Source organism: Pseudomonas sp. GYB4201 (assembly GCF_056312595.1).
Genome location: NZ_JBWGIG010000023.1, coordinates 83,272 through 104,467 on the forward strand (window position 1 = coordinate 83,272; position 21,196 = coordinate 104,467).

The following is a 21,196-nucleotide window of genomic DNA, read 5'->3' on the forward strand; positions in this document are numbered from 1 at the left end:
CCAGGCTGCGCTGGGCCTTGAATACACTGGAGACCTCCAGCGTGGGTCGAGGCCAGCGCAGCCTGCGGCAGCGGCTACGGTGAGCGTTCGCGTCCTCGCCCTACGCCTGCCACCCCTGCTGCCGCTCGCGGCGCAGCGCCTGCCACTCGCCATACCCCCACACCCCGGTGGCCAGCAGCGCACCCACCACCGCCAGGCCCCAGTGATGGCGTTCGCACAGGCTGCACAGCACCTGCAACGTCAGCAGGAAGATCCCCGCGCCCAGAAAGGGCCGCGCCCCCCGCGGCGGTTCTGGCTTGTCCTGTTCTCTCATCCGTGTGATTCCCTTTGTTCTTGTGTTCAGGATTTTCCACACGTTAACCACGCGCCTGGCGTTCGTCCAGCAGCCGAAGGTCGAAACAGGTGCAGCCACGCCACCTTTTGAGGCACGATGCACACCACCCGTACAATAAAACCAACAAGACTGTGCACAGTGAACACTTACCAGCAGCACCTCTGCCCTGCTTTGCGCAGTGGCCCGCAACTTGCTCCGGCCAGGCCTACCCCTTCACTGCCTGCCTGCGGAGCACAACAATGAGCGCAACTGATTTCCCCTTGAGCGAAGCCCCGCCCCAGGGGCGCAAGGGCCTGCTGTCCATCGCCATGGTGCTGTTCAGCTTCACCTTCTTCACCGGCACCATGTTCGCCGGTGGCAAGCTGGGCATGGCCTTCGGCGTCAGCGACATGCTGTGGATCGCCTTCATCGGCAACAGCCTGTTGGCGATCTACGCCGCGGCCCTGGCGCTGATCGCCGCGCGCAGCGGGCTGAACACCGTGCTGATGGGGCGCTTCTGCTTTGGCGAGGCCGGCAGCCGTCTTTCCGATGTGCTGCTGGGCTTCGCCGAGCTGGGCTGGTACGCCTGGGGCACCGCCACGGTGGCCATCGTGCTGGTGAAACTGCTGGGCCTGAGCCAGGGGCTGACCACGCCGTTGATGGTGCTGTTCGGCTTCGGCTTCTGCCTCACGGCGCTGGTGGGCTACAAGGGCCTGGACGTGCTGTCGCGGCTGTCGGTGCCGCTGATGTTCATCCTGCTGGTGGTGTCGATGGTCATCGCCACACGCACCATCGGCGGCTGGCAGGGCCTGAGCGCCGTACTGCCGCAGCAAGGCATGAGCGTCTCGGCGGCCATCACCATGGTCTTCGGCACCTTTGCCAGCGGCGCCACCCAGGCCACTAACTGGACGCGGCTGGCGCGTAGCGGGCGCATTGCGGTGGTCGCCAGCGTGCTCAGCTTCCTGGTGGGCAACGGCCTGATGATCGTTGCCGGGGCCTGGTGCGCCATCGTCTACCAGCAGGCCGACATCGTCGAGGTGATGATGCTGCAAGGCCTGTCGTTCGCCGCCGTGGTGATGCTGTGCCTGAACCTGTGGACCATCCAGGGCCCAACCATCTACAACGTCGCCGCCGCCAGCTGCCACCTGCTGCGCAGCGAACGCCGGCGCACCATGACCCTGGTGGCCGCCGGCGTCGGCGTGGTGCTGGCCATCGGTGGCATGTATGAGCTGCTGATCCCCTTCCTGATTCTGCTGGGCTCGATCATCCCGCCCATCGGCGGCGTAATCATGGCCGACTTCTGGTGCCGCCACCGTGGCCGCTACCCGCGCCTGGCAGACGCCCGCCTGCCGCGCTATAACCTGGCTGGCCTGGGCGCCTACGCCGTGGGGGCAGTGGCCGCGTACGCGTCACCCTGGATCGCCCCCTTGGTGGGCATCGCCGCCTCGGCCGGCTGCTACTGGCTGCTGTTGCAACTGGGCGGCCAGCGCCGCCCCTACCTGCAGGAGGAAACGTGAGCCTTACCGTTGAACAGATTCTGGCGCTACCGGGCCTGGAGGCCATGGCCCTGCGTGCCGGCGCCCGCCAGTGCCACCGCAGCGTGCGCTGGTCGTACGTGGCCGAGAACGAAGGCATCGCCGACTGGGTGATGGGCGGCGAACTGGTGTTCGTCACCGGCATCAACCTGCCCCGCGACGAAGCCAACCTGCTGCGCCTGGTGCGCGAGGGCGAGCGCTGCGCCATTGCCGGGCTGGTGATTCTCACCGGCGAGGCGTTCATCCGCCGCATTCCGGCGTCGGTGGTGGCGCTGGCCGAGGCGCTGGGGGTGCCGCTGATCGAACAGCCCTACGAGCTGAAGATGGTCATCGTCACCCACCTGATCGGCACGTCGCTGGTGCAGATGGCCCAGGTGCGCCGCTCGCGCCACGACATCCTCGGCCAGCTGCTGAGCGGCGACTACCCTGGCCTGGCCATCGTGCGCCAGCGCGCCGCCCACCTGCAGGTGCCCCTGGACGGCCCACGGCGAGTGCTGGTGATGCGCCTGTCGAACCAGGCCGCGGTGTTCGCCCACAGCCCGCCGCCCGAAGCCGAGCGCCAGTTGCAGCACTGCCGCCAGGCGCTGGAAGACCAGCTGGAGGCCTGGAACAACGCGCACCCGCTGCCGTTGCCGGTGGTCAGCCAGGGTGACCTGCTGGTGCTGCTGTTGGCCGGCGACGTCGAGCCGCGCAGCCAACTGGCGCCGCTGTACCGCGACCTGCTGGGCATGAGCGCGCCCATGACGCTGTTCATGGGCCTGTCCACCGTGGTCCACGACCCCGGCCAGTACCGCCAGGCCCTGGGCGAAGCGCGCCAGGCGCTGGAGGTGGCCGAGCAGCTGCGCCCGGCCCACGGCCTCTGCGACTTCAACGAACTGGGGGTGTTGCGCCTGCTGCAGGCCATCCCCGAGCGGCGCATCATCGACACTTTCGTGCGCCAGACCCTGGGCCCGCTGCAGGAGCCCGGGCGCAAGCAACCGCAGACCCTGCTGCAGACCCTGGACGCGCTGTTGCAGGAAAACGGCAACGCCCTCAAGGCCGCCTTACGCCTGGGCATCCACCGCAATACCCTCAACCAACGGCTGCAACGCATCGAACAGCTCAGCGAGCAGTCGCTCGACGATCCCCTTTTCCGCATGAACGCTTCGGTCGCGCTGCTGGTATGGCGCATGGCCGAGGCCCAGCTACAGGACCGCCCATGAACATCATCAATGCCACCCTGCGCAAACGCCAGGGCCTGTTTACCGTGACCTGCGACGGCGCGCGCATCAGCGCCATCAGCGCACAACCCGCCCTGCGCAGTGCCAGCGGCGACGACATCGACGCCTGCGGCCAGCTGCTGATCGCGCCGCTGGTGGAGCCGCACATTCACCTCGACGCTACCCTCACCGCCGGCGAGCCGGAATGGAACATGAGCGGCACCCTGTTCGAGGGCATCGAGCGCTGGGGCCAACGCAAGGCCACCATCACCCACGAAGACACCAAGCAGCGCGCCCACACCACCATCCGCATGCTCGCCGAGCACGGCATCCAGCACGTGCGCACCCACATCGACGTCACCGACCCGACCCTGGGCGCGCTCAAAGCCATGCTCGAGGTGCGCGAGGAAGCCCGCCACCTCATCGACCTGCAGATCGTCGCCTTCCCCCAGGAAGGCATCGAGTCGTTCGCCAACGGCCGCGCGCTGATGGAACAGGCCATCGAGATGGGCGCCGACGTGGTCGGCGGCATCCCGCATTTCGAGAACACCCGCGACCAGGGCGTCAGCTCGATCAAGTTCCTCATGGACCTGGCCGAGCGCACCGGCTGCCTGGTGGACGTGCACTGCGACGAGACCGACGACCCGCACTCGCGCTTCCTCGAAGTGCTGGCCGAAGAAGCCCGGGTGCGCGGCATGGGCAGCCGGGTCACGGCCAGCCACACCACGGCCATGGGTTCCTACGACAACGCCTACTGCTCCAAGCTGTTCCGCCTGCTCAAGCTGTCGGGCCTCAACTTCGTCTCCTGCCCCACCGAAAGCATCCACCTGCAGGGCCGCTTCGACACCTTCCCCAAGCGCCGCGGCGTGACCCGCGTGGCCGAACTGGACCGCGCCGGCCTCAACGTGTGCTTCGGCCAGGACTCGATCAAGGACCCCTGGTACCCGCTGGGCAACGGCAACATCCTGCGCGTGCTGGACGCCGGCCTGCACATCTGCCACATGATGGGCTTCGAAGACCTGGCCCGCAGCCTGGACCTGGTGACCGACAACAGCGCCCGCGCCATGCACCTGGGCGAGCGCTACGGCATCGAGGTGGGGCGCCCGGCGAACCTGGTGATCCTGGACGCCGAGAGTGATTACGAGGCGGTGCGGCGCCAGGCCAAGGCGCGGGTGTCGATTCGCGCAGGCAAAGTGTTGATGACGCGGGTGCCCGAACGCGTTCAGTTCGCCTGACCCCGTAGCAGCTGCCGCCAGGCTGCGTCTTGAACCCTGCGGTTGGGCAGGCACGCCGCCGGACGCAGCCTTCGGCAGCTGCTACAGGGTTTCATCTGGTAGCGATGAAAATTGGTGTTACAAAAGGTTTCCCCGAAGGCAGAATGAAACGCGGACTCACCTGTTCGTACGTCGTTCGGCAACACAAGGAACCCCACAGTGCCCGACAACCGCCCCACGCCCGCCACCTGGATCGCCCTGCTGGTGGCCGTCACCTTCTTCATGGAGAACCTCGACGCCACGGTGATCAGCACCGCCCTGCCGCAGATTGCCCAGCAATTCGGCAAGGCCCCCGTGGACCTCAACATCGGGATCAGCGCCTACCTGCTGGCCGTGGCGATCTTCATTCCGCTGTCGGGCTGGGTGGCCGACCGCTTTGGCACGCGCCGGGTGTTCTCCTGCGCCATCAGCCTGTTCACCCTGGCCTCGCTGTGGTGCGGCCTGAGCCAGAGCCTGGAAAGCTTCGTGGCGGCCCGCGTGCTGCAGGGCATCGGCGGCGCCATGATGGTGCCGGTGGGGCGCCTGGCGGTGCTGCGTACCACCGAGAAGAAGGACCTGGTGAAGATGATCGCGGTCATCACCTGGCCCGGCCTGGTGGCGCCGATCCTTGGCCCGCCGCTGGGCGGGCTGATCGTCACCCATGCCTCATGGCCATGGATTTTCTTCGTCAACCTGCCGCTGGGCGCCATCGCCCTGGGCTGCGCGCTGTGTCTGGTGCCCAAGGGCCACGCTGAAAACACCCGGCCGTTCGACAGCCTCGGTTTCCTGCTGCTGGCCGGCGCCTGTGCGGCGTTGATGCTAGGCCTGGAGTGGCTGGGCGGTGCCGAGCACGTGGGCACCGGCCTCGGCCTGTTGGTGGCCGGCGCAGTGCTGGCGGTGCTGGCCATCCGCCATTGCCGCCGTCACCCCTCGCCGCTGCTGCCCCTGGGGCCGGTGGCCATCGACACCTTCCGCGTCAGCATCTTCGGCGGCTCGCTGTTTCGCGTGGCCATCAGCGCCCTGCCGTTCCTGCTGCCGCTGCTGTTCCAGGTGGGCTTCGGCTTCTCGCCGGTGTACGCCGGCAGCCTGGTGCTGGCGGTGTTCGCCGGCAACCTGGCGATGAAACCCTTCACCACCGCCACCATGCGCCGCTTTGGCTTCCGCCGGGTGCTGCTGGTGAATGGCCTGATCGGCGTGGCGTCGATCGCTGCCTGCGCGCTGTTCAGCGCCAGCACGCCGTGGCCATTGGTGGTGCTGGTGCTGTTCATTGGCGGCCTGTCGCGCTCGATGCAGTTCACCTGCTACAACTCCATCGGCTTTGCCGACGTGCCCAAGGACCGCATGAGCGAGGCCTCGACCCTGTTCAGCATGTTCTTCCAGCTGGGCATGGGCGTCGGCGTGGCTGCCGCGGCGCTGTTGCTGCGCCTGTCCATGAACGTCCAGGGCCACGCCGCCCAGGCCCAGCCCAGCGACTTCCGCGTGGCCTTCCTGGGCATCGCGGTGCTGGGGCTGATTGCCCTGGTGGACGCCATCAAGCTGCCGCGCCAGGCCGGCGCGCAGGTGCTGCAGGGCTGAGGGCTCAGCGCGGCATGATGCGCAATTCGAGGTACTGCAGCAGCATGATGGTCTTGCCATCGACGATCTGGCCATTGCTGACCATGGCCAGCGCTTCGTCGAAGCCCAGCTCCAGCACCTCGATGTCCTCGCCCTCGGCTTCCAGGCCGCCGCCGGCGTTCACGCGGTCGCCGTCCTCGTACTCACCGATGAAGAAGTGAATGCGCTCGGTCACCGCGCCGGGGCTCATGAAGGCCTCGAAGATCTTCTCGATGGCCTTGACCCGGTAGCCGGTCTCCTCCTCCACTTCCAGGCGAATGCGTTCCTCGGGGCTGGCGTTGTCCAGCAGCCCGGCGGCAGTCTCGATCAGGAAACCGTCGTGGCCGTTGAGGAAGGTGGGCAGGCGGAACTGGCGGATCAGCACCACGGTGCGCTTGGCCAGGTTGTACAGCAGGATGGTGGCGCCGTTGCCGCGGTCGTACACCTCGCGGGTCTGGGTCTGCCAGCTGCCGTCGCGGCGGCGCAGGTCGAAGGTGTATTTGTTCAGCAGGTACCAGTTGTCAGAGAGCAGTACCTTGCCGGTAATGCGAATGGGGCTGTCGGCCATGGAAAATCCTTGAGGGTAAAACGCCAAGGGCGCAGGGTTACCCGCCGGCCTTGCTGGCGTCAAGCACCGGCGCCAGCGGGCACACCGCCTGCGCCCGCGCACTCAGGGCCTGGCGCAAGCCCTGCAACTGGGCGATGCGCGCGTCGATGGCCGCCAGTTTCTGCGCGAACACCGCCGCCAGCCGCTCGGCCGGCTCGTCGCTGGCCTGCCACAGCGCCGGCAGGTTCTCGCCCACCTCGGCCAGGCTGAAACCCAGCTGCTGGGCGGTGCGGATGTACTGCACCAGCTGCACCGTGTCAGGGTGATAGTGCCGGTACCCGTTGGCGCTGCGGGTGCAATGAATCAGCCCGCGCTCCTCGTAGAAACGCAGCGCGTCGCAACTCACCCCGGCCAGCGCGGCCACCTGCCCTATTTTCATCCTGCCCCCTTGACCCTGGACCTAGCACCAGGGTTTAGCCTGGCGATCCTATCACTAAGGAAGCCTGTCACAATGGATACCCCCCGCTATTTGCGCCTGGTGCGCGCCAGTGCCTGGTACGACCTGTTCGCCACGGCGGCGTTCATGACTCCCTGGAGCATGCACTGGCTGTTCGGCCAGCTGGCCGGTCTATCGACAACCTTGGGCCTGGGCGCGCCGCAGCCGCTCACCGACCCTGCGCACATGCTCATGGCCAACCTGCTGGGCAGCGTGGTGATTGTCTGGGCGCTGCTGCGCCTGCGGCACACCCGGCCCGAACACGGACTGTACGACGCCGCGGCGCGGGGGTTGTTCGCGTTGTGGCAGGTCGTGGCGGTGCTCAGCGGCGCCAGCCCGATCATCCTCGCCTTCACGCTGATGGAGCTCACCTTCGGGGCGTTGCAATTGTCGCCTAATCGCGACCAAGGTCGGCTCCTACCACGGACGATGTAGGAGCCGACCTTGGTCGCGATGCAGGCGACGCGGTGTTTGTCAGGAAGACAGTGGCTGGGTGGCATTCAAGTCACTTTCCTCATCCGCCAGCGCCTGCGGCAACGACGCCCGCAGGTGCTCCACCCAGGTTCGAATCTTCGCGTCCAGGAACAGCCGCGACGGGTAGATGGCGTACAGGTTCAGGCGCTGCAGGCGGTAGCCGGGCAGCACCCGCACCAGCTCGCCGCTGCGCAGGCCGTCGATGGCCGAGTAGCTGGGCAGCACGCCGATGCCCATGCCGCTGCGGATGGCCACGCGCATGGCGTCGATGGCGTTGACCTGGAACGGGGTGGCGCGCAGCGAGGCCACTTCCGGGCCATCGGGGCCTTCGAACTGCCAGCGGTTGTCCGGGTAGGCGACGCTGCTCATCAGCAGGCAGTCGTGCTCTTCCAACTCGGCCGGGGTGCACGGGCCGCCGCCGCGGCGCTCCAGGTAGCGCGGCGCGGCGCACAGCACGCTGTAGATGGTGCCCAGGCGCTGGGAGATGTAGCCCGAGTCGGGCAACTGCGCGGCCAGCACGATGGAAACGTCGAAGCCATCCTCGATCAGGTCGGGCACGCGGTTGCTCAGGTGCAGGTCGAAGCTCACCTCGGGGTAGCGCTCGCGGTAGTCGGCCATGGCCTCGATCACGTAGTGCATGCCGATGCCCGCCATGGCGTGCACCTTGAGGCTGCCGGCGGCGTAGTCCTGGGTGGCTTCGGCCTCGGCTTCGGCTTCGGCCACCGAGGCCAGGATGCTCTCGCAGCGGTGGTAGTAGCGCTTGCCCGCCTCGGTCATGGCGATGCGCCGGGTGGTGCGGTTGAGCAGCCGGGTGCGCAGGTGGCTTTCCAGGTTCGACACCGCGCGCGACAGGTTGGCGGTGGTGGTGTTCATCTGCTCGGCGGCCAGGGTGAAGCTGCCGGTTTGCGCCACGCAGACGAAGGCGCGCATGTATTGGAGGATGTTCATCTGACGTTTCCCCGAGTGACCGGGCGATTATAAAATTAATTACAACAAACAATCATGTGTTGTTGCGTTTATTGCATCAGCCGCCAGCCGGTAAAATCCTCCCCATCCATAATCAACGGGCCTATCAGGGGAACGATACACGCATGACCAGACACGCTTTGCCCCTGATGTTACTCACATTAACGTTAACAATCAGTGGTTGCATCAGCACCCACGGCATCGGCCCGACCAGCCAGCCCATGGCCGCCAACCAGTTGCAACTCGACGCCGCCATTGCCCAGGCCCGCAACGACGCCCACTGGCCCGACAGCCGCTGGTGGATGGCCTACGGCGACGCCCAGCTCAACCGGTGGATCGACGATGCCCAGCGCAATAGCCCAACCCTGGCCGAAGCCGCCGCGCGGGTGCGCCAGGCCAAGGCCATGGCCGGGGTGACCGCCGCCAATGAGGCGCCGCAGGTCAACGGCAAGGCCTCGATCACCCGCCACAAATGGCCCACCGACAACTTCTACGGCCCCGGCGAGCTGGCCGACGTCACCGACTTCGACAACAGCGCCGCCCTGGGCCTGAGCTATTCCCTGGACCTGTGGGGCCGCGAGCAGAGCGCCACCGAACAGGCCCTGGACAGCGCCCACGCCGCGGCCGCCCAAGGGCGCGCCGCGCAGCTGGAACTGCAGGGCAATATCGTCCGCGCCTATATCCAGCTGTCGGAGCAGTATGCCCAGCGCGACATTCTCCAAGCGTTGCTCAAGCAACAGCAGCAGGTGCTGGACCTGGCCCAGAAGCGTTTTGACCACGGCATCGGCACCCAGCTGGAGGTCAGCCAGGCGCAGACCTCGCTGCCCGAAACCCTGCGCCAGATCGACAGCCTGGATGAGAGCATTGCCCTGAGCGGCAACCAGCTGGCCGCCCTGGCCGGCAAGGGCCCGGGCGCTGCGCAGAGCCTGCAACGCCCGACCCTGGCCCTGGGCGCCGCGCTGGCCCTGCCAGCCCGGCTGCCCGCGCAACTGCTGGGCCAGCGCCCGGACGTGGTCGCCAGCCGCTGGCGCGTCAACGCCCAGGCACGCGGCATCGAAGTGGCGCGCGCCGGCTTCTATCCTGACGTGGACCTGGCCGCCAGCCTCGGCTTCAGCGCCACCGGCGGTGGCGTGCTGGAGTTCCTCAACGCCAGCAAGCAGACCTGGACCGTGGGCCCGGCGCTGAGCCTGCCGATCTTCGACGGCGGCCGCCTGCGCGCCCAGCTGGGCGCCGCCTCGGCCGGCTACGACCTGGCCGTCGCCCAGTACAACCAGACCCTGGTGCAGGCGCTGAAGGACATCAGCGACCAGCTGATCCGCCGCCACTCCATGGACCAGCAATACACCCTGGCCAACCAGGGCGTGGCCAACGCCCAGCGCAGCTATGACATCGCCCGCATCGCCTTCCAGCGCGGCCTGACCGGCTACCTGGAGGTGCTCAACGCCCAGACCCAGCTGTTCCGCGAGCAGCAGACCCTGCAGCAGGTGCAGGCCGCACGCCTGCAAACCCAGGCCTCGCTGGTGATTGCCCTGGGCGGCGGCGTGCGTGCCGGCAACGACAGCCCCGACCCGGCCCGCGCCACCCCGGCCAAGCCCGGCCTGGCGCTGCTGCGCGGCGAGCAGCAACCATGAGCCTGGGCAACGACTGGCGCGCCGCCCTGCGCGCCTGGGCCGAACGTGACGGTGTGACCTGGATCTACCTGTTCAAGCTGCTCACTGCCACCTTCCTCACCTATTGGCTGGCCTTGCGCCTGGAGCTGCCGCAACCGACCACGGCACTGGCCACGGTGTTCATCGTCATGCAGCCGCAAAGCGGCCAGGTCATTGCCAAGAGCGCCTGGCGCTTGCTGGGCACCTTGCTGGGCGCGGTAGTGGTGGTCACCCTGATCGCCCTGTTCGGCCAGCACAGCGACCTGTTCCTGGGCTGCCTGGCACTGTGGGTGGGGCTGTGCTGCGGGCTGTCGGCGCGCTACCGCAACTTCCAGGCCTACGCCTTCGTGCTCACTGGCTACACCGCCGCCATCGTCGGCGTGCCGGCCCTCACCCACCCCGAAGGCGTGTACCTGTCGGCGGTGTGGCGGGCCATCGAGATCGGCCTGGCGGTGATCTGCAGCGGCGTGGTCTCGGCGGTGATCTTCCCGCAGAACAGCCGCACGGCGCTGCGCGCCACCATCGGCAAGCGCCTGGGGCTGTTCGCCGCCTTTGCCGCCGACAGCCTGCAAGGCCGCCTGGCCGAGGGCGCCTTCGCCCAGCACAACCGCCGCCTGGTGGCCGAGGCCGTGGGCCTGGAGAACCTGCGCAGCGTGACCGTGTTCGAAGACCCGCTGACGCACATGCGCAGCGGCCGCCTGAGCCGCCTCAACAGCGAATTCATGCAGTGCACCACGCGCTTCAACGCCCTGCACCAGCAGCTGCAGCGCCTGCGCCACGAAGCGCCAGGCGCCTGGCAAGACCTGCAACCGGCGCTGGCCGGGCTGGTGGCGCTGCTGGAAGACTACCGCAACCAGCCGCTGGACAGCGCCGGCGCCGCGCCCCTGGCCGAGCGCCTGCAGCGCTTGCACGCCGACACCGCCGTGCGCCTGCGGCACCTGCCTGCCACCGCCTGCCAGCAAGACCTGGACACCGCCGGCGAGCTGCTGCTGGGGCTGATCGACGAACTGCACGACTACGCCCAGACCCACGCCTCGCTCGCCAGCCACCGCCACCCGCGCGAACGATGGGCCGCCGGCTACACGCCCCGCACCAACCTGTGGCTGTGCGCCGCCTCGGGCGTGCGCGGCTTCCTGACCGTGGCCCTGGCCGCCAGCTTCTGGCTCGCCACCGCCTGGCCCAGTGGCATCAGCCTGATGATCTCGGCCGCCGCCGGCATCAGCCTCACCGCCAGCACCCCGAACCCGTGGCGCGCAGGCGTGCAGATGGGCCTGGGCGTGGTGCTCAGCAGCCTGTTCGGCTTCGTCGAATACTTCCTGCTGTACCCGCACATCGACGGTTTTCCCCTGCTGTGCTTCGTGCTGGCCCCGGCGCTGCTGTTCGGCGGGTTCCTGACCACGCGTATGTCTACCATGGGCATCGGCCTGGGCTTCCTGATCACCTTCGCCACCGGCGCCATTCCGGCGAACCTGACGGTCTATAACCCCAGCGGTTTCCTCAACGACTGCATCGCCAACATCATCGCCTTCGGCCTGTGCGCCATCGCCGGCGCGGTGATTTTGCCCAGCAACGCGCCCTGGGCCTGGCGCCACCTGCAACGCGACCTGCGCCGCCAGGTGGGCTTCGCCGCCCATGGCAGCCTGAAGCACCTGCGCCAGCGCTTCGACAGCCGCAGCCGCGACGTGCTGCAGCACGCCACCTCGCTGTCGGCGGCGCGCCCGGCGGTGCAGGACGAACTGTTGCAATGGGCGCTGAGCGTGCAGGACGTGGGCCACGCCCTGGTGCGCCTGCGCGAGCTGGGCCAGGCGCCGGCGGCGGTCAGCGCGGCCCTGGCGCGGCTGTTCGACCGCCCCGGCGCGGCCCAGCGCGAACAGGCGCTGCTGGCCCTGGATGACGCCCTGGCGGCACAACCGGCGCAGCCCCAGGCGGCGTACCTGCACTTTATCCGCAGCGCCCTGCTCAACCCTCGCTCGCCGCTGGCCAGCGCCTGAACCGGACCTGACCGACCATGCCCCGCGAACTGTTTTTCCTCGAACTGTACCTGCCGACCCTGTTGCTGGTGCTCGGCGCCAGCGCCCTGTTGGCCTGGCTGCTGGACCGCGCGCTGATCGCGCTGAACCTGTACCGCTTCTTCTGGCACGCCCCGTTGGTGCGCCTGAGCCTGTTCATCTGCCTGTTCAGCGCCCTGGCGCTGACCATCTACCGTTGAGACGCCAACCATGAAAAAACTCTTCAGCGTAGTGGCGACCCTGCTGGTGGTGGCCGTGGCCGCCCAGCTGGGTTCGACCCTGTGGAACCACTACATGGCCCAGCCCTGGACCCGTGACGGCCGCGTGCGCGCCGACATCATCAACGTCGCCCCGGACGTCAGCGGCGTGGTGGTGGAGGTGCCGGTGCACGACAACCAGCTGGTGAAAAAGGGCGACGTGCTGATGCGCATCGACCCGGCCCATTACCAGGTGGCCGTGGACCAGGCCAAGGCCCTGGTGGCCTCGCGCAAGGCCACCTGGCAGATGCGCGAAGTCAACGCCAAGCGCCGCGCCGACATGGACAACCTGGTGGTGTCCAAGGAAAGCCGCGAAGACGCCGGCAACACCGCCAGCGCCGCCCAGGCTGACTACCAGCAGGCGGTGGCCGCGCTGGACGCCGCGCAGCTGAACCTGGCCCGCACCCAGGTGGTGGCCAGCGTCGACGGTTACGTCACTAACCTCAACGTGCACCCGGGTGACTACGCCAAGGTGGGCGAGGCGAAAATGGCCGTGGTCGACCGCCATTCGTTCTGGGTGTACGGTTATTTCGAGGAATCGAAGCTGCCCAACGTGAAAGTGGGCGACAAGGCGCAGTTGCAGATGATGAGCGGCGAAGTGCTCAAGGGCCACGTCGAAAGCATCTCGCGCGGCATCTACGACCGCGACAACCCCGAGAGCCGCGAGCTGGTGGCCGATGTGAACCCGACGTTCAACTGGGTGCGGTTGGCCCAGCGCGTGCCGGTGCGTATCCAGTTGGATGACGTGCCCCAGGACATGGTGCTGGCGGCGGGCACGACCTGCACGGTGGTCATCACCCCCGGCGCCTGAACCGCGTCGCGGCCGGACGCAGCCTGCGGCAGCTACCACGCGATGTCCTGATCCACGCTGAAGATCGGCGGCGTACGCCCGGGCCAGCGCAGCCTGGCGGCAGCGGCTACGCCATTCGCGGCGTCCCCTTTTCCAACTGCGGCAGCTACCACGCGATGTCCTGATCCACGCTGAAGATCGGTGGCGTACGCCCGGGCCAGCGCAGCCTGGCGGCAGCGGCTACGCCACTCGCGGCGTCCGCTTTTCCAACTGCGGCAGCTACACGCGATGTAGCCGCTGCCGAAGGCTGCGCTGGCCCTGAGCCACGCTGAAGATCTGCGGCGTACGCCTGGGCCAGCGCAGCCTGGCGGCAGCGGCTACGCCATTCGCGGCGTCACCTTTTCCAACTGCGGCAGCTACACGCGATGTAGCCGCTGCCGAAGGCTGCGCTGGCCCTGGTCCACGCTGAAGATCTGCGGCGTACGCCAGGGCCAGCGCAGCCTGGCGGCAGCGGCTACGCCATTCGCGGCGTCACCTTTTCAATAGCGTCCGCCATCACCAAAATCGATAGCAAGCTTACGAAATCACCGTCCCAGAGCCTTGGGGGCACTCTAATATCATTGTGAATGATATATACCTTCGCCCCATTCGATTCGTCGATAACCCGCCCAAGCGAACACACTCCGCCCATTCTCAATACAGTGGTGGACGTGCCCCATGGAACAGTCAATCAAACATCTACGCTTCCCTCTGGCCGCCCTCGCGGTCGTGGTGATGAGTGCTTGCGGGCGTGCCCCCGAAGTGGCCCAGGCGCCAGCGGCGCCGAAAGTCACCGTGGCCAAGGTGCTGGAGCAGCCCATCAACGAGTGGGACGAGTTCACCGGGCGCCTGGAGGCGCCGCAAACCGTTGAAGTGCGCCCACGGGTGTCCGGACAGATCGACCAGGTAGCCTTCACCGAAGGCGCCCTGGTGAAGAAAGGCGACCTGCTGTTCCAGATCGACCCACGTCCCTTCGAAGCCGAAGTACGCCGCCTGGAAGCGCAACTGCAACAGGCCCGCGCCACCGCCACCCGTACCGAAAGTGAATCCCAGCGCGGCGAGCGCCTGCGCGCCAGCAACGCCATCTCCACCGAGCTTGCCGAAACCCGCACCAGCACCGCCCAGGAATCGCGCGCCGCCGTGGCCGCCATCCAGGCCCAGCTGGACCTGGCCCGCCTGAACCTGAGCTTCACCCGTGTCACCGCGCCCATCAGCGGCCGCGTCAGCCGCGCCGAGATCACCGCCGGCAACATCGTCACCGCCGATGTCACGCCGCTGACCAGCCTGGTGTCCACCGACAAGGTGTACGCCTACTTCGACGCCGACGAGCGCGTGTACCTCAAGTACAGCCAGCTGGCGCGCAAGGGCGAGCGCGGCGCCACCACCCCGGTGTACCTGGGCCTGTCCAACGAGGACGGCAACCCGCACCTGGGCCAGATGGACTTCGTCGACAACCAGGTCAACCCCAAGACCGGCACCATCCGCGGCCGCGCCGTGTTCGACAACAGCGACGGCAGCTACACCCCCGGCCTGTACGCCCGCCTGAAACTGGTGGGCAGCGCCACCTACGAGGCCGTGCTGATCAAGGACGAGGCCGTGGCAAGCGACCTGGGCAAGAAGTACGTGCTGGTGGTGGACAAGGACCACAAGGCCGCCTACCGCACCGTGGAACTGGGGCCGAAACTCGAAGGCCTGCGCATCGTCCGTTCGGGCCTGGCCAAGGACGACACCATCGTCATCAACGGCCTGCAGCGCGTGCACCCCGGCGCCCAGGTCGACCCGCAGGACTCGCCCATGGCCAGCCCCGCCACCCTCGCCGCCCTGGCCGAGCAATTGCGGGCGCTGCAAGCCAGCAACAAGCCCGCCGCCGCTGCCAGCGTGAACCTGGCCAGCGCCGCCACGCCACGCGGCTAACAGGAACAGACCGATGAAATTTTCCCAGTTCTTTATCCAGCGGCCGATCTTCGCCGCCGTGCTCTCGCTGCTGATCCTGATCGGCGGCGCGATCTCGCTGTTCCAGTTGCCCATCAGCGAATACCCCGAAGTGGTGCCGCCCACCGTGGTGGTGCGCGCCAACTTCCCCGGCGCCAACCCCAAGGTCATCGGTGAAACCGTGGCCGCGCCGCTGGAGCAGGCCATCACCGGCGTGGAGAACATGCTGTACATGTCCTCGCAGTCCACCGCCGACGGCAAGCTGACCCTGACCATCACCTTCGCCCTGGGCACGGACCTTGACAACGCCCAGGTGCAGGTGCAGAACCGCGTGACGCGCACCGAGCCCAAGCTTCCAGAGGAAGTGACGCGCATCGGCATCACCGTGGACAAGGCCTCCCCCGACCTGACCATGGTGGTGCACCTGACCTCGCCGGACAAACGCTACGACATGCTCTACCTGTCCAACTACGCCATCCTCAACATCAAGGATGAGCTGGCGCGGCTGGGCGGCGTGGGCGACGTGCAGCTGTTCGGCATGGGCGACTACTCCCTGCGCGTGTGGCTGGACCCGAACAAGACCGCGTCGCGCAACCTGACCGCCACCGACGTGGTCACCGCCATTCGCGAGCAGAACCGCCAGGTGGCCGCCGGCCAATTGGGCTCGCCGCCCTCGCCCAGCGCCACCAGCTTCCAGATGTCGATCAACACCCAGGGCCGCCTGGTCACCGAGGATGAGTTCGAGAACATCATCATCCGCACCGGTGCCGACGGCGAGATCACTCGCCTGAAGGACATCGCCCGGGTCGAGCTGGGCTCCAGCCAGTACGCCCTGCGCTCGCTGCTCAACAACCAGCCGGCGGTGGCCATCCCGATCTTCCAGCGCCCTGGCTCCAACGCCATCGACATCTCCAATGAAGTGCGGGCCAAGATGGCCGAACTGAAGAAGAGCTTCCCCGAAGGCATGGACTACAGCATCGTCTATGACCCGACCATCTTCGTGCGTGGCTCCATCGAGGCGGTGATCCACACGCTGTTCGAGGCACTGATCCTGGTGGTGCTGGTGGTGATCCTGTTCCTGCAGACCTGGCGCGCCTCGATCATCCCGCTGGTGGCGGTGCCGGTGTCGCTGATCGGTACCTTTGCAGTGATGCACCTGTTCGGCTTCTCGCTCAACGCCCTGTCGCTGTTCGGCCTGGTGCTGGCCATCGGCATCGTGGTGGACGACGCCATCGTGGTGGTGGAGAACGTCGAACGCAACATCGAGCTGGGCTTGAACCCCGTGGACGCCACCAAGCGCGCCATGGGCGAGGTGACCGGGCCTATCATCGCCACGGCGCTGGTGCTGTGCGCGGTGTTCGTGCCGGCCGCCTTCATCAGTGGCCTGACCGGGCAGTTCTACAAGCAGTTCGCCCTCACTATCGCGATCTCCACGGTGATCTCGGCGTTCAACTCGCTGACCCTGTCGCCGGCCCTGGCCGCCGTGTTGCTCAAAGGCCACGACGCGCCCAAGGACCGCTTCTCGCGGGTGCTGGAAAAGCTGCTGGGCGGCTGGCTGTTCGCGCCGTTCAACCGCTTCTTCGTCAAAGCCAGCCATGGCTACGTAGGCACCGTGCGCCGGGTGATCCGCCGCAGCGGCGTGGCCCTGGTGGTGTACGCCGGCCTCATCGGCCTGACCTGGCTGGGCTTCTCCAATACCCCCACCGGCTTCGTCCCGGCCCAGGACAAGCAGTACCTGGTGGCCTTCGCGCAACTGCCCGATGCCGCCAGCCTGGACCGCACCGAAGACGTCATCAAGCAGATGTCCGACATCGCCATGAAGCAGCCGGGGGTGGCCAACGCCATCGCCTTCCCGGGCCTGTCGATCAACGGTTTCACCAACAGCCCCAACAACGGCATCGTCTTCGTGGCCCTGAAGGACTTCGACGAGCGCCGTGACCCCAGCGAGTCGGCCGCGGCCATCGCCGGCGCCCTGAACGGCAAGTACGCCGCCATCCAGGACGCCTACATGGCGATCTTCCCGCCACCGCCCGTGCAGGGCCTGGGCACCATCGGCGGCTTCCGCCTGCAGATCGAGGACCGTGGCAACCTGGGTTACGACGCGCTGTACACCGAAACCCAGAACATCATCGCCAAGAGCCGCAGCGTGCCGGAACTGGCCGGGCTGTTCACCAGCTACACCGTGAACGTGCCGCAGGTGGACGCCGCCATTGACCGCGAGAAAGCCAAGACCCACGGCGTGGCCATCAGCGACATCTTCGACACCCTGCAGATCTACCTGGGCTCGCTGTACGCCAACGACTTCAACCGCTTTGGCCGCACCTACCAGGTCAACGTCCAGGCCGAGCAGCAGTTCCGCCTCGAGCCCGAGCAAATCGGCCAGCTGAAGGTGCGCAACAACCTCGGCGAGATGATCCCGCTGGCGACCTTCATCAAGGTCAACAACACCTCGGGCCCGGACCGGGTGATGCACTACAACGGCTTCGTCACCGCCGAAATCAGCGGCAACGCCGCCCCCGGCTACAGCTCGGGCCAGGCCCAGGCGGCGGTGGAGAAACTGCTGAAGCAGGAACTGCCCAACGGCATGACCTATGAGTGGACCGAGCTGACCTACCAGCAGATCCTTTCGGGCAACACCGCGCTGTTCGTGTTCCCGCTGTGCGTGTTGCTGGCCTTCCTGGTGCTGGCCGCCCAGTACGAAAGCTGGAGCCTGCCGCTGGCGGTGATCCTGATCGTGCCCATGACGCTGTTGTCGGCCATCGCTGGCGTGATCATCGCCGGTAGCGACAACAACATCTTCACCCAGATCGGCCTGATCGTGCTGGTGGGCCTGGCGTGCAAGAACGCGATCCTGATCGTCGAGTTTGCCAAGGACAAGCAGGAAGAAGGCCTGGACCCGCTGGCCGCCGTGCTGGAAGCCTGCCGCATGCGTCTGCGGCCGATCCTGATGACCTCCTTCGCGTTCATCATGGGCGTGGTGCCGCTGGTGCTGTCCCACGGCGCCGGTGCCGAGATGCGCCATGCCATGGGCGTGGCGGTGTTCTCCGGCATGCTGGGGGTGACCTTCTTCGGCCTGCTGCTGACCCCGGTGTTCTTCGTGCTGATCCGCAACCGCGTGGAAAAGAAAAAGGCCCGCAAGGCCGCCCAGCTTCTGACCCTGGAGAACCCAGCATGAGCCTGAAACTCTTCATGCCCAGCCTGCTGGTGCTGGCCCTGGCGGCCTGCGCCGTGGGCCCCGACTACAAGACCCCGGACACGGCGGCGGCCAACGTGGTTGCCGCCAAGGACGGCCAGTACGACCGCGGTCACTTCGACGCGGTGTGGTGGCAGCAGTTCGACGACCCTACCCTGAACCAGCTGGTGCAGACCTCGCTGACCGGCAACCGCGACCTGCGCGTGGCCTTCGCCCGCCTCAAGGCCGCCCGCGCCATTCGCGACGACGTCAACACCGAGCGCTTCCCGGTGGTCACCAGCCGCGCCAGCAGCGAAGTCGGCAAGGGCCAGGTGCCCGGCCAGACCACCGACCGGGTCAACCAGGAACGCTACGACCTGGGCCTGGACATGGCCTGGGAGGTCGACCTGTTCGGCCGCATCCAGCGCAGCCTGGAAGCCAGCGACGCCCAGGAAGACGCCGCGCGCGCCGACCTGCAGCAGCTGCAGGTGACCATGATCGCCGACCTGGTGGACGCCTACGGCGACCTGCGCGGCGCCCAACTGCGCGAAGACATTGCCCGGGCCAACCTGAAGACCCAGCAGGAATCGCGCACCATCACCGTCAGCCTGCGTGACGCAGGCGTTGGCAACGAACTGGACGTGGTGCGCGCCGACGCGCGCCTGGCCGGGGTCGAAGCCACCGTGCCGCAACTGCAGGCCGAACAGGTACGGGCGCGCAACCGCATCGCCACCCTGCTGGGCCAGCGCCCGGACCAGTTGAGCGTGGACCTGAGCCCGGCGAAACTGCCGGCCATCTCCAAGGCCCTGCCCATCGGTGACCCTGGCGAGCTGCTGCGCCGCCGCCCCGACGTGCGCAGCGCCGAACGCAAGCTGGCCGCCGCTACCGCCAACGTCGGCGTGGCCACCGCCGACCTGTTCCCACGGGTCAGCCTGTCGGGCTTCCTGGGCTTCACCGCCGCCCGCGGTTCGCAGATCGGCTCGGCCGCCGCCAACGCCTGGTCCCTGGGCCCGAGCATCACCTGGGCGGCGTTCAACCTGGGCAGCGTGAAAGCGCGCATCCGTGGCGCCAACGCCGAAGCCGAAGGCGCCCTGGCCACTTACGAACAGCAGGTCCTGCTGGCCCTGGAAGAATCGGAAAACGCCTTCAGCGACTACGGCAAGATCCAGCAGCGCCTGGCCTCGCTGAACAAACAGAGCCAGGCCAGCCGCGCCGCCGCCGACCTGGCCTCGATCCAGTACCGCGAAGGCACCGTCGACTACCTGGTGCTGCTGGACGCCGAACGCGAACGCCTGAGCGCCGAAGACGCCCAAGCCCAGGCCGAAATCGAGCAATACCGCGGCATCGTCGCCATCTACAAGGCGCTGGGCGGTGGCTGGCAGGTGCCGGACAAAGGCCAGGCAGTGGCCTCGGCCCAGTGATTTAACCGAGCTCCTTTGGTTGGTTTTTGACTGACCTTTTTGCCCCGCCCTCGTGCGGGGCTTTTTTGTGCCTGACACAAACCCCGAGCCGAACAAACAAAGGCTACCAACGCAGGTCTATCAGGCCATGGCACGTTGCAACAAACCGTAGGAGCCGACCTTGGTCGCGATGCGCCGCGCGGGCGGCGCTCGATCTCAAGGGCACTGAAAAAACATCGCCCAGCACCTGGCAGCCATGACCCGATCGCGTAGCCGCTGCCGCCAGGCTGCGCTGGCCCGGTTCCTCACTAAAAATCTTCAGGGCTCACACCGGCCAGCGCAGCCTGGCGGCAGCGGCTACAGGATTGCGGTGGGGGTTGGAGGTGCATGCCTTGGAGGCTGTGGCGGTCTTGAGATCGCGCGCCGCCCGCGCGGCGCTTCGGGGGTAGAACCCCCTCCCACATTTGTTGCATCGTGCCATGGCCTGATAGGCCGAGTTGCCCGCCTTGTTGGCCTGGCTTCAGGTTTAGGTGGACTGTGGGCGTAGGCCTGTCAGTTCAGCGAAACACCGCGAATCAACGCATCCGTCAGGGCCTTCGCGGCTTCGATCTGATGCAGCGCGGACCACAGCAGGCCGCGCTCACGCACTTCGCAATCGCACAATTCATACGCTGATTCACCCGCGCATTTGAGCAACAGGGAGATCTGGCCCAGGGCATCCTCCAGGGGGATACCGGCACGTACGGTGTAGAAGGGTTCGGAGGTGGCGCCGTGGGTGCCGAAGGAGGTTGTCGCGGTACAAGGGGTTTCGAATGTCATGTAGATCCTCGTTGGGAATAAACACCGCTCCATCGCTACCAAACGATGGAGGCGGCTGTCCGCAGGTTGGTAGACCGGGCCAACGAGAAAAACCGGCGCACACAAGGTGCCCTGCGCACAGCCACCACAGGTGGAAATGCGCATACATCAAAGGCCCGGGCTACCAAACCCGACCACTGGAAGCAGTGGCACGAGGGAGGTTATTGCCATGACCCGGGCCGGACAAGCCTACCCGAGCAAATCAGAATTGTCCTACGTTTGGTCCTACGGAAACCTTGCCGCTCAGGACCTCCCCTCATCCCCCAGGCGGGCGGCGCTCGATCTAAAGGGCGCCGGTAAAACATCGCCTGGCACCTGGCGGCCATGACCCTATCGCGTAGCAGCTGCCGAAGGCTGCGTCCGGGCCACCCACCCAGTTAAGCCAGGTATTGCGCGGTGGCGCGGACGCAGCCTGCGGCAGCTGCTACGGGGGAGGTTATTGCCACCCAGGAACGGCCCCTCCTCTTCTCCCAGCCATGCACCAAAGGCTGCCAACGCAGGTCTATCAGGCCATGGCACGTTGCAACAAACCGTAGGAGCCGACCTTGGTCGCGATGCGCCGCGCGGGCGGCGCTCGATCTCAAGGGCGCCGGTAAAACATCGCCTAGCACCTGGCAGCCATAACCCGATCGCGTAGCCGCTGCCGCCAGGCTGCGCTGGCCCTGTGCCTCACTGGAAATCTTCAGGGTTCACACCGGCCAGCGCAGCCTGGCG

General features: G+C 67.1%; 17 protein-coding genes. 12 read left to right on the top strand and 5 right to left on the bottom strand.

The window, feature by feature from the left end:
- Window positions 1–100: 100 nt before the first annotated feature.
- Complete coding sequence (locus tag AC0Z2B_RS21095) at window positions 101–313, bottom strand: hypothetical protein (protein WP_476299177.1); 213 nt, start codon at window positions 311–313, stop codon at window positions 101–103.
- Between the two features lie 260 nt (window positions 314–573).
- Between AC0Z2B_RS21095 and codB the strand changes: the two genes are divergently transcribed.
- From codB to AC0Z2B_RS21115, 4 genes are all read left to right on the top strand, one after another.
- The gene (gene codB, locus AC0Z2B_RS21100; RefSeq protein ID WP_476299179.1) at window positions 574–1,830 is read left to right on the top strand and encodes a cytosine permease; all 1,257 of its coding nucleotides are present in this window, start codon (window positions 574–576) and stop codon (window positions 1,828–1,830) included.
- Window positions 1,827–3,050 carry a PucR family transcriptional regulator gene (locus tag AC0Z2B_RS21105; RefSeq protein WP_476299181.1) on the top strand — a complete coding sequence of 408 codons (1,224 nt, stop codon included), beginning with the start codon at window positions 1,827–1,829 and terminating at the stop codon, window positions 3,048–3,050. The genes codB and AC0Z2B_RS21105 overlap by 4 nt, the downstream gene beginning before the upstream one ends.
- Complete coding sequence (gene codA / locus AC0Z2B_RS21110) at window positions 3,047–4,282, top strand: cytosine deaminase (protein ID WP_476299182.1); 1,236 nt, start codon at window positions 3,047–3,049, stop codon at window positions 4,280–4,282. The genes AC0Z2B_RS21105 and codA overlap by 4 nt, the downstream gene beginning before the upstream one ends.
- A 198-nt stretch (window positions 4,283–4,480) precedes the next feature.
- Window positions 4,481–5,875 (top strand): MFS transporter, encoded by a 1,395-nt coding sequence (locus tag AC0Z2B_RS21115; RefSeq protein ID WP_476299184.1) that lies wholly within the window; start codon window positions 4,481–4,483, stop codon window positions 5,873–5,875.
- A gap of 4 nt (window positions 5,876–5,879) precedes the next feature.
- On the opposite strand, the gene nudK is transcribed toward AC0Z2B_RS21115, so the two are convergent.
- Both nudK and AC0Z2B_RS21125 read right to left on the bottom strand, forming a co-directional pair.
- Complete coding sequence (gene nudK, locus AC0Z2B_RS21120; RefSeq protein ID WP_476299186.1) at window positions 5,880–6,461, bottom strand: GDP-mannose pyrophosphatase NudK; 582 nt, start codon at window positions 6,459–6,461, stop codon at window positions 5,880–5,882.
- 37 nt (window positions 6,462–6,498) lie between these two features.
- Window positions 6,499–6,879: a MerR family transcriptional regulator gene (locus tag AC0Z2B_RS21125; RefSeq protein WP_476299188.1), complete on the bottom strand. Its 381-nt coding sequence runs from the start codon at window positions 6,877–6,879 to the stop codon at window positions 6,499–6,501.
- Between the two features lie 72 nt (window positions 6,880–6,951).
- Between AC0Z2B_RS21125 and AC0Z2B_RS21130 the strand changes: the two genes are divergently transcribed.
- Window positions 6,952–7,371, top strand: a complete 420-nt coding sequence (locus AC0Z2B_RS21130; RefSeq protein WP_476299190.1) for a hypothetical protein — start codon at window positions 6,952–6,954, stop codon at window positions 7,369–7,371.
- Window positions 7,372–7,410: 39 nt separating this feature from the next.
- On the opposite strand, the gene AC0Z2B_RS21135 is transcribed toward AC0Z2B_RS21130, so the two are convergent.
- On the bottom strand, window positions 7,411–8,358 hold the full coding sequence (locus tag AC0Z2B_RS21135) for a LysR family transcriptional regulator (RefSeq protein WP_476299192.1): 948 nt from the start codon (window positions 8,356–8,358) through the stop codon (window positions 7,411–7,413).
- Between the two features lie 143 nt (window positions 8,359–8,501).
- On the opposite strand from AC0Z2B_RS21135, the gene AC0Z2B_RS21140 reads away from it, so the two are divergent.
- The 7 genes from AC0Z2B_RS21140 to AC0Z2B_RS21170 all read left to right on the top strand — a co-directional run bounded on the left by AC0Z2B_RS21140 (window position 8,502) and on the right by AC0Z2B_RS21170 (window position 19,645).
- Entirely contained in the window at window positions 8,502–10,007 is a 1,506-nt protein-coding gene (locus AC0Z2B_RS21140; RefSeq protein WP_476299194.1) for an efflux transporter outer membrane subunit, read from the top strand.
- Window positions 10,004–12,016, top strand: coding sequence for an FUSC family protein (locus AC0Z2B_RS21145; RefSeq protein ID WP_476299196.1), 2,013 nt, complete (start codon window positions 10,004–10,006; stop codon window positions 12,014–12,016). Before AC0Z2B_RS21140 ends, AC0Z2B_RS21145 begins: the two co-directional genes overlap by 4 nt.
- Window positions 12,017–12,033: 17 nt before the next feature.
- The gene (locus AC0Z2B_RS21150; RefSeq protein WP_416424750.1) at window positions 12,034–12,234 is read left to right on the top strand and encodes a DUF1656 domain-containing protein; all 201 of its coding nucleotides are present in this window, start codon (window positions 12,034–12,036) and stop codon (window positions 12,232–12,234) included.
- 10 nt (window positions 12,235–12,244) lie between these two features.
- On the top strand, window positions 12,245–13,102 hold the full coding sequence (locus AC0Z2B_RS21155) for an efflux RND transporter periplasmic adaptor subunit (RefSeq protein WP_476299198.1): 858 nt from the start codon (window positions 12,245–12,247) through the stop codon (window positions 13,100–13,102).
- A 696-nt stretch (window positions 13,103–13,798) separates the two neighbouring features.
- Window positions 13,799–15,034, top strand: coding sequence for a multidrug efflux RND transporter periplasmic adaptor subunit MexE (gene mexE / locus AC0Z2B_RS21160; protein ID WP_476299200.1), 1,236 nt, complete (start codon window positions 13,799–13,801; stop codon window positions 15,032–15,034).
- A gap of 13 nt (window positions 15,035–15,047) precedes the next feature.
- Window positions 15,048–18,227 carry an efflux RND transporter permease subunit gene (locus AC0Z2B_RS21165; protein WP_476299202.1) on the top strand — a complete coding sequence of 1,060 codons (3,180 nt, stop codon included), beginning with the start codon at window positions 15,048–15,050 and terminating at the stop codon, window positions 18,225–18,227.
- Window positions 18,224–19,645, top strand: a complete 1,422-nt coding sequence (locus AC0Z2B_RS21170; protein WP_476299204.1) for an efflux transporter outer membrane subunit — start codon at window positions 18,224–18,226, stop codon at window positions 19,643–19,645. Before AC0Z2B_RS21165 ends, AC0Z2B_RS21170 begins: the two co-directional genes overlap by 4 nt.
- A gap of 531 nt (window positions 19,646–20,176) precedes the next feature.
- Here AC0Z2B_RS21170 and AC0Z2B_RS21175 read toward each other — a convergent pair.
- Complete coding sequence (locus tag AC0Z2B_RS21175; RefSeq protein ID WP_476299206.1) at window positions 20,177–20,443, bottom strand: DUF3077 domain-containing protein; 267 nt, start codon at window positions 20,441–20,443, stop codon at window positions 20,177–20,179.
- Window positions 20,444–21,196: the final 753 nt, after the last annotated feature.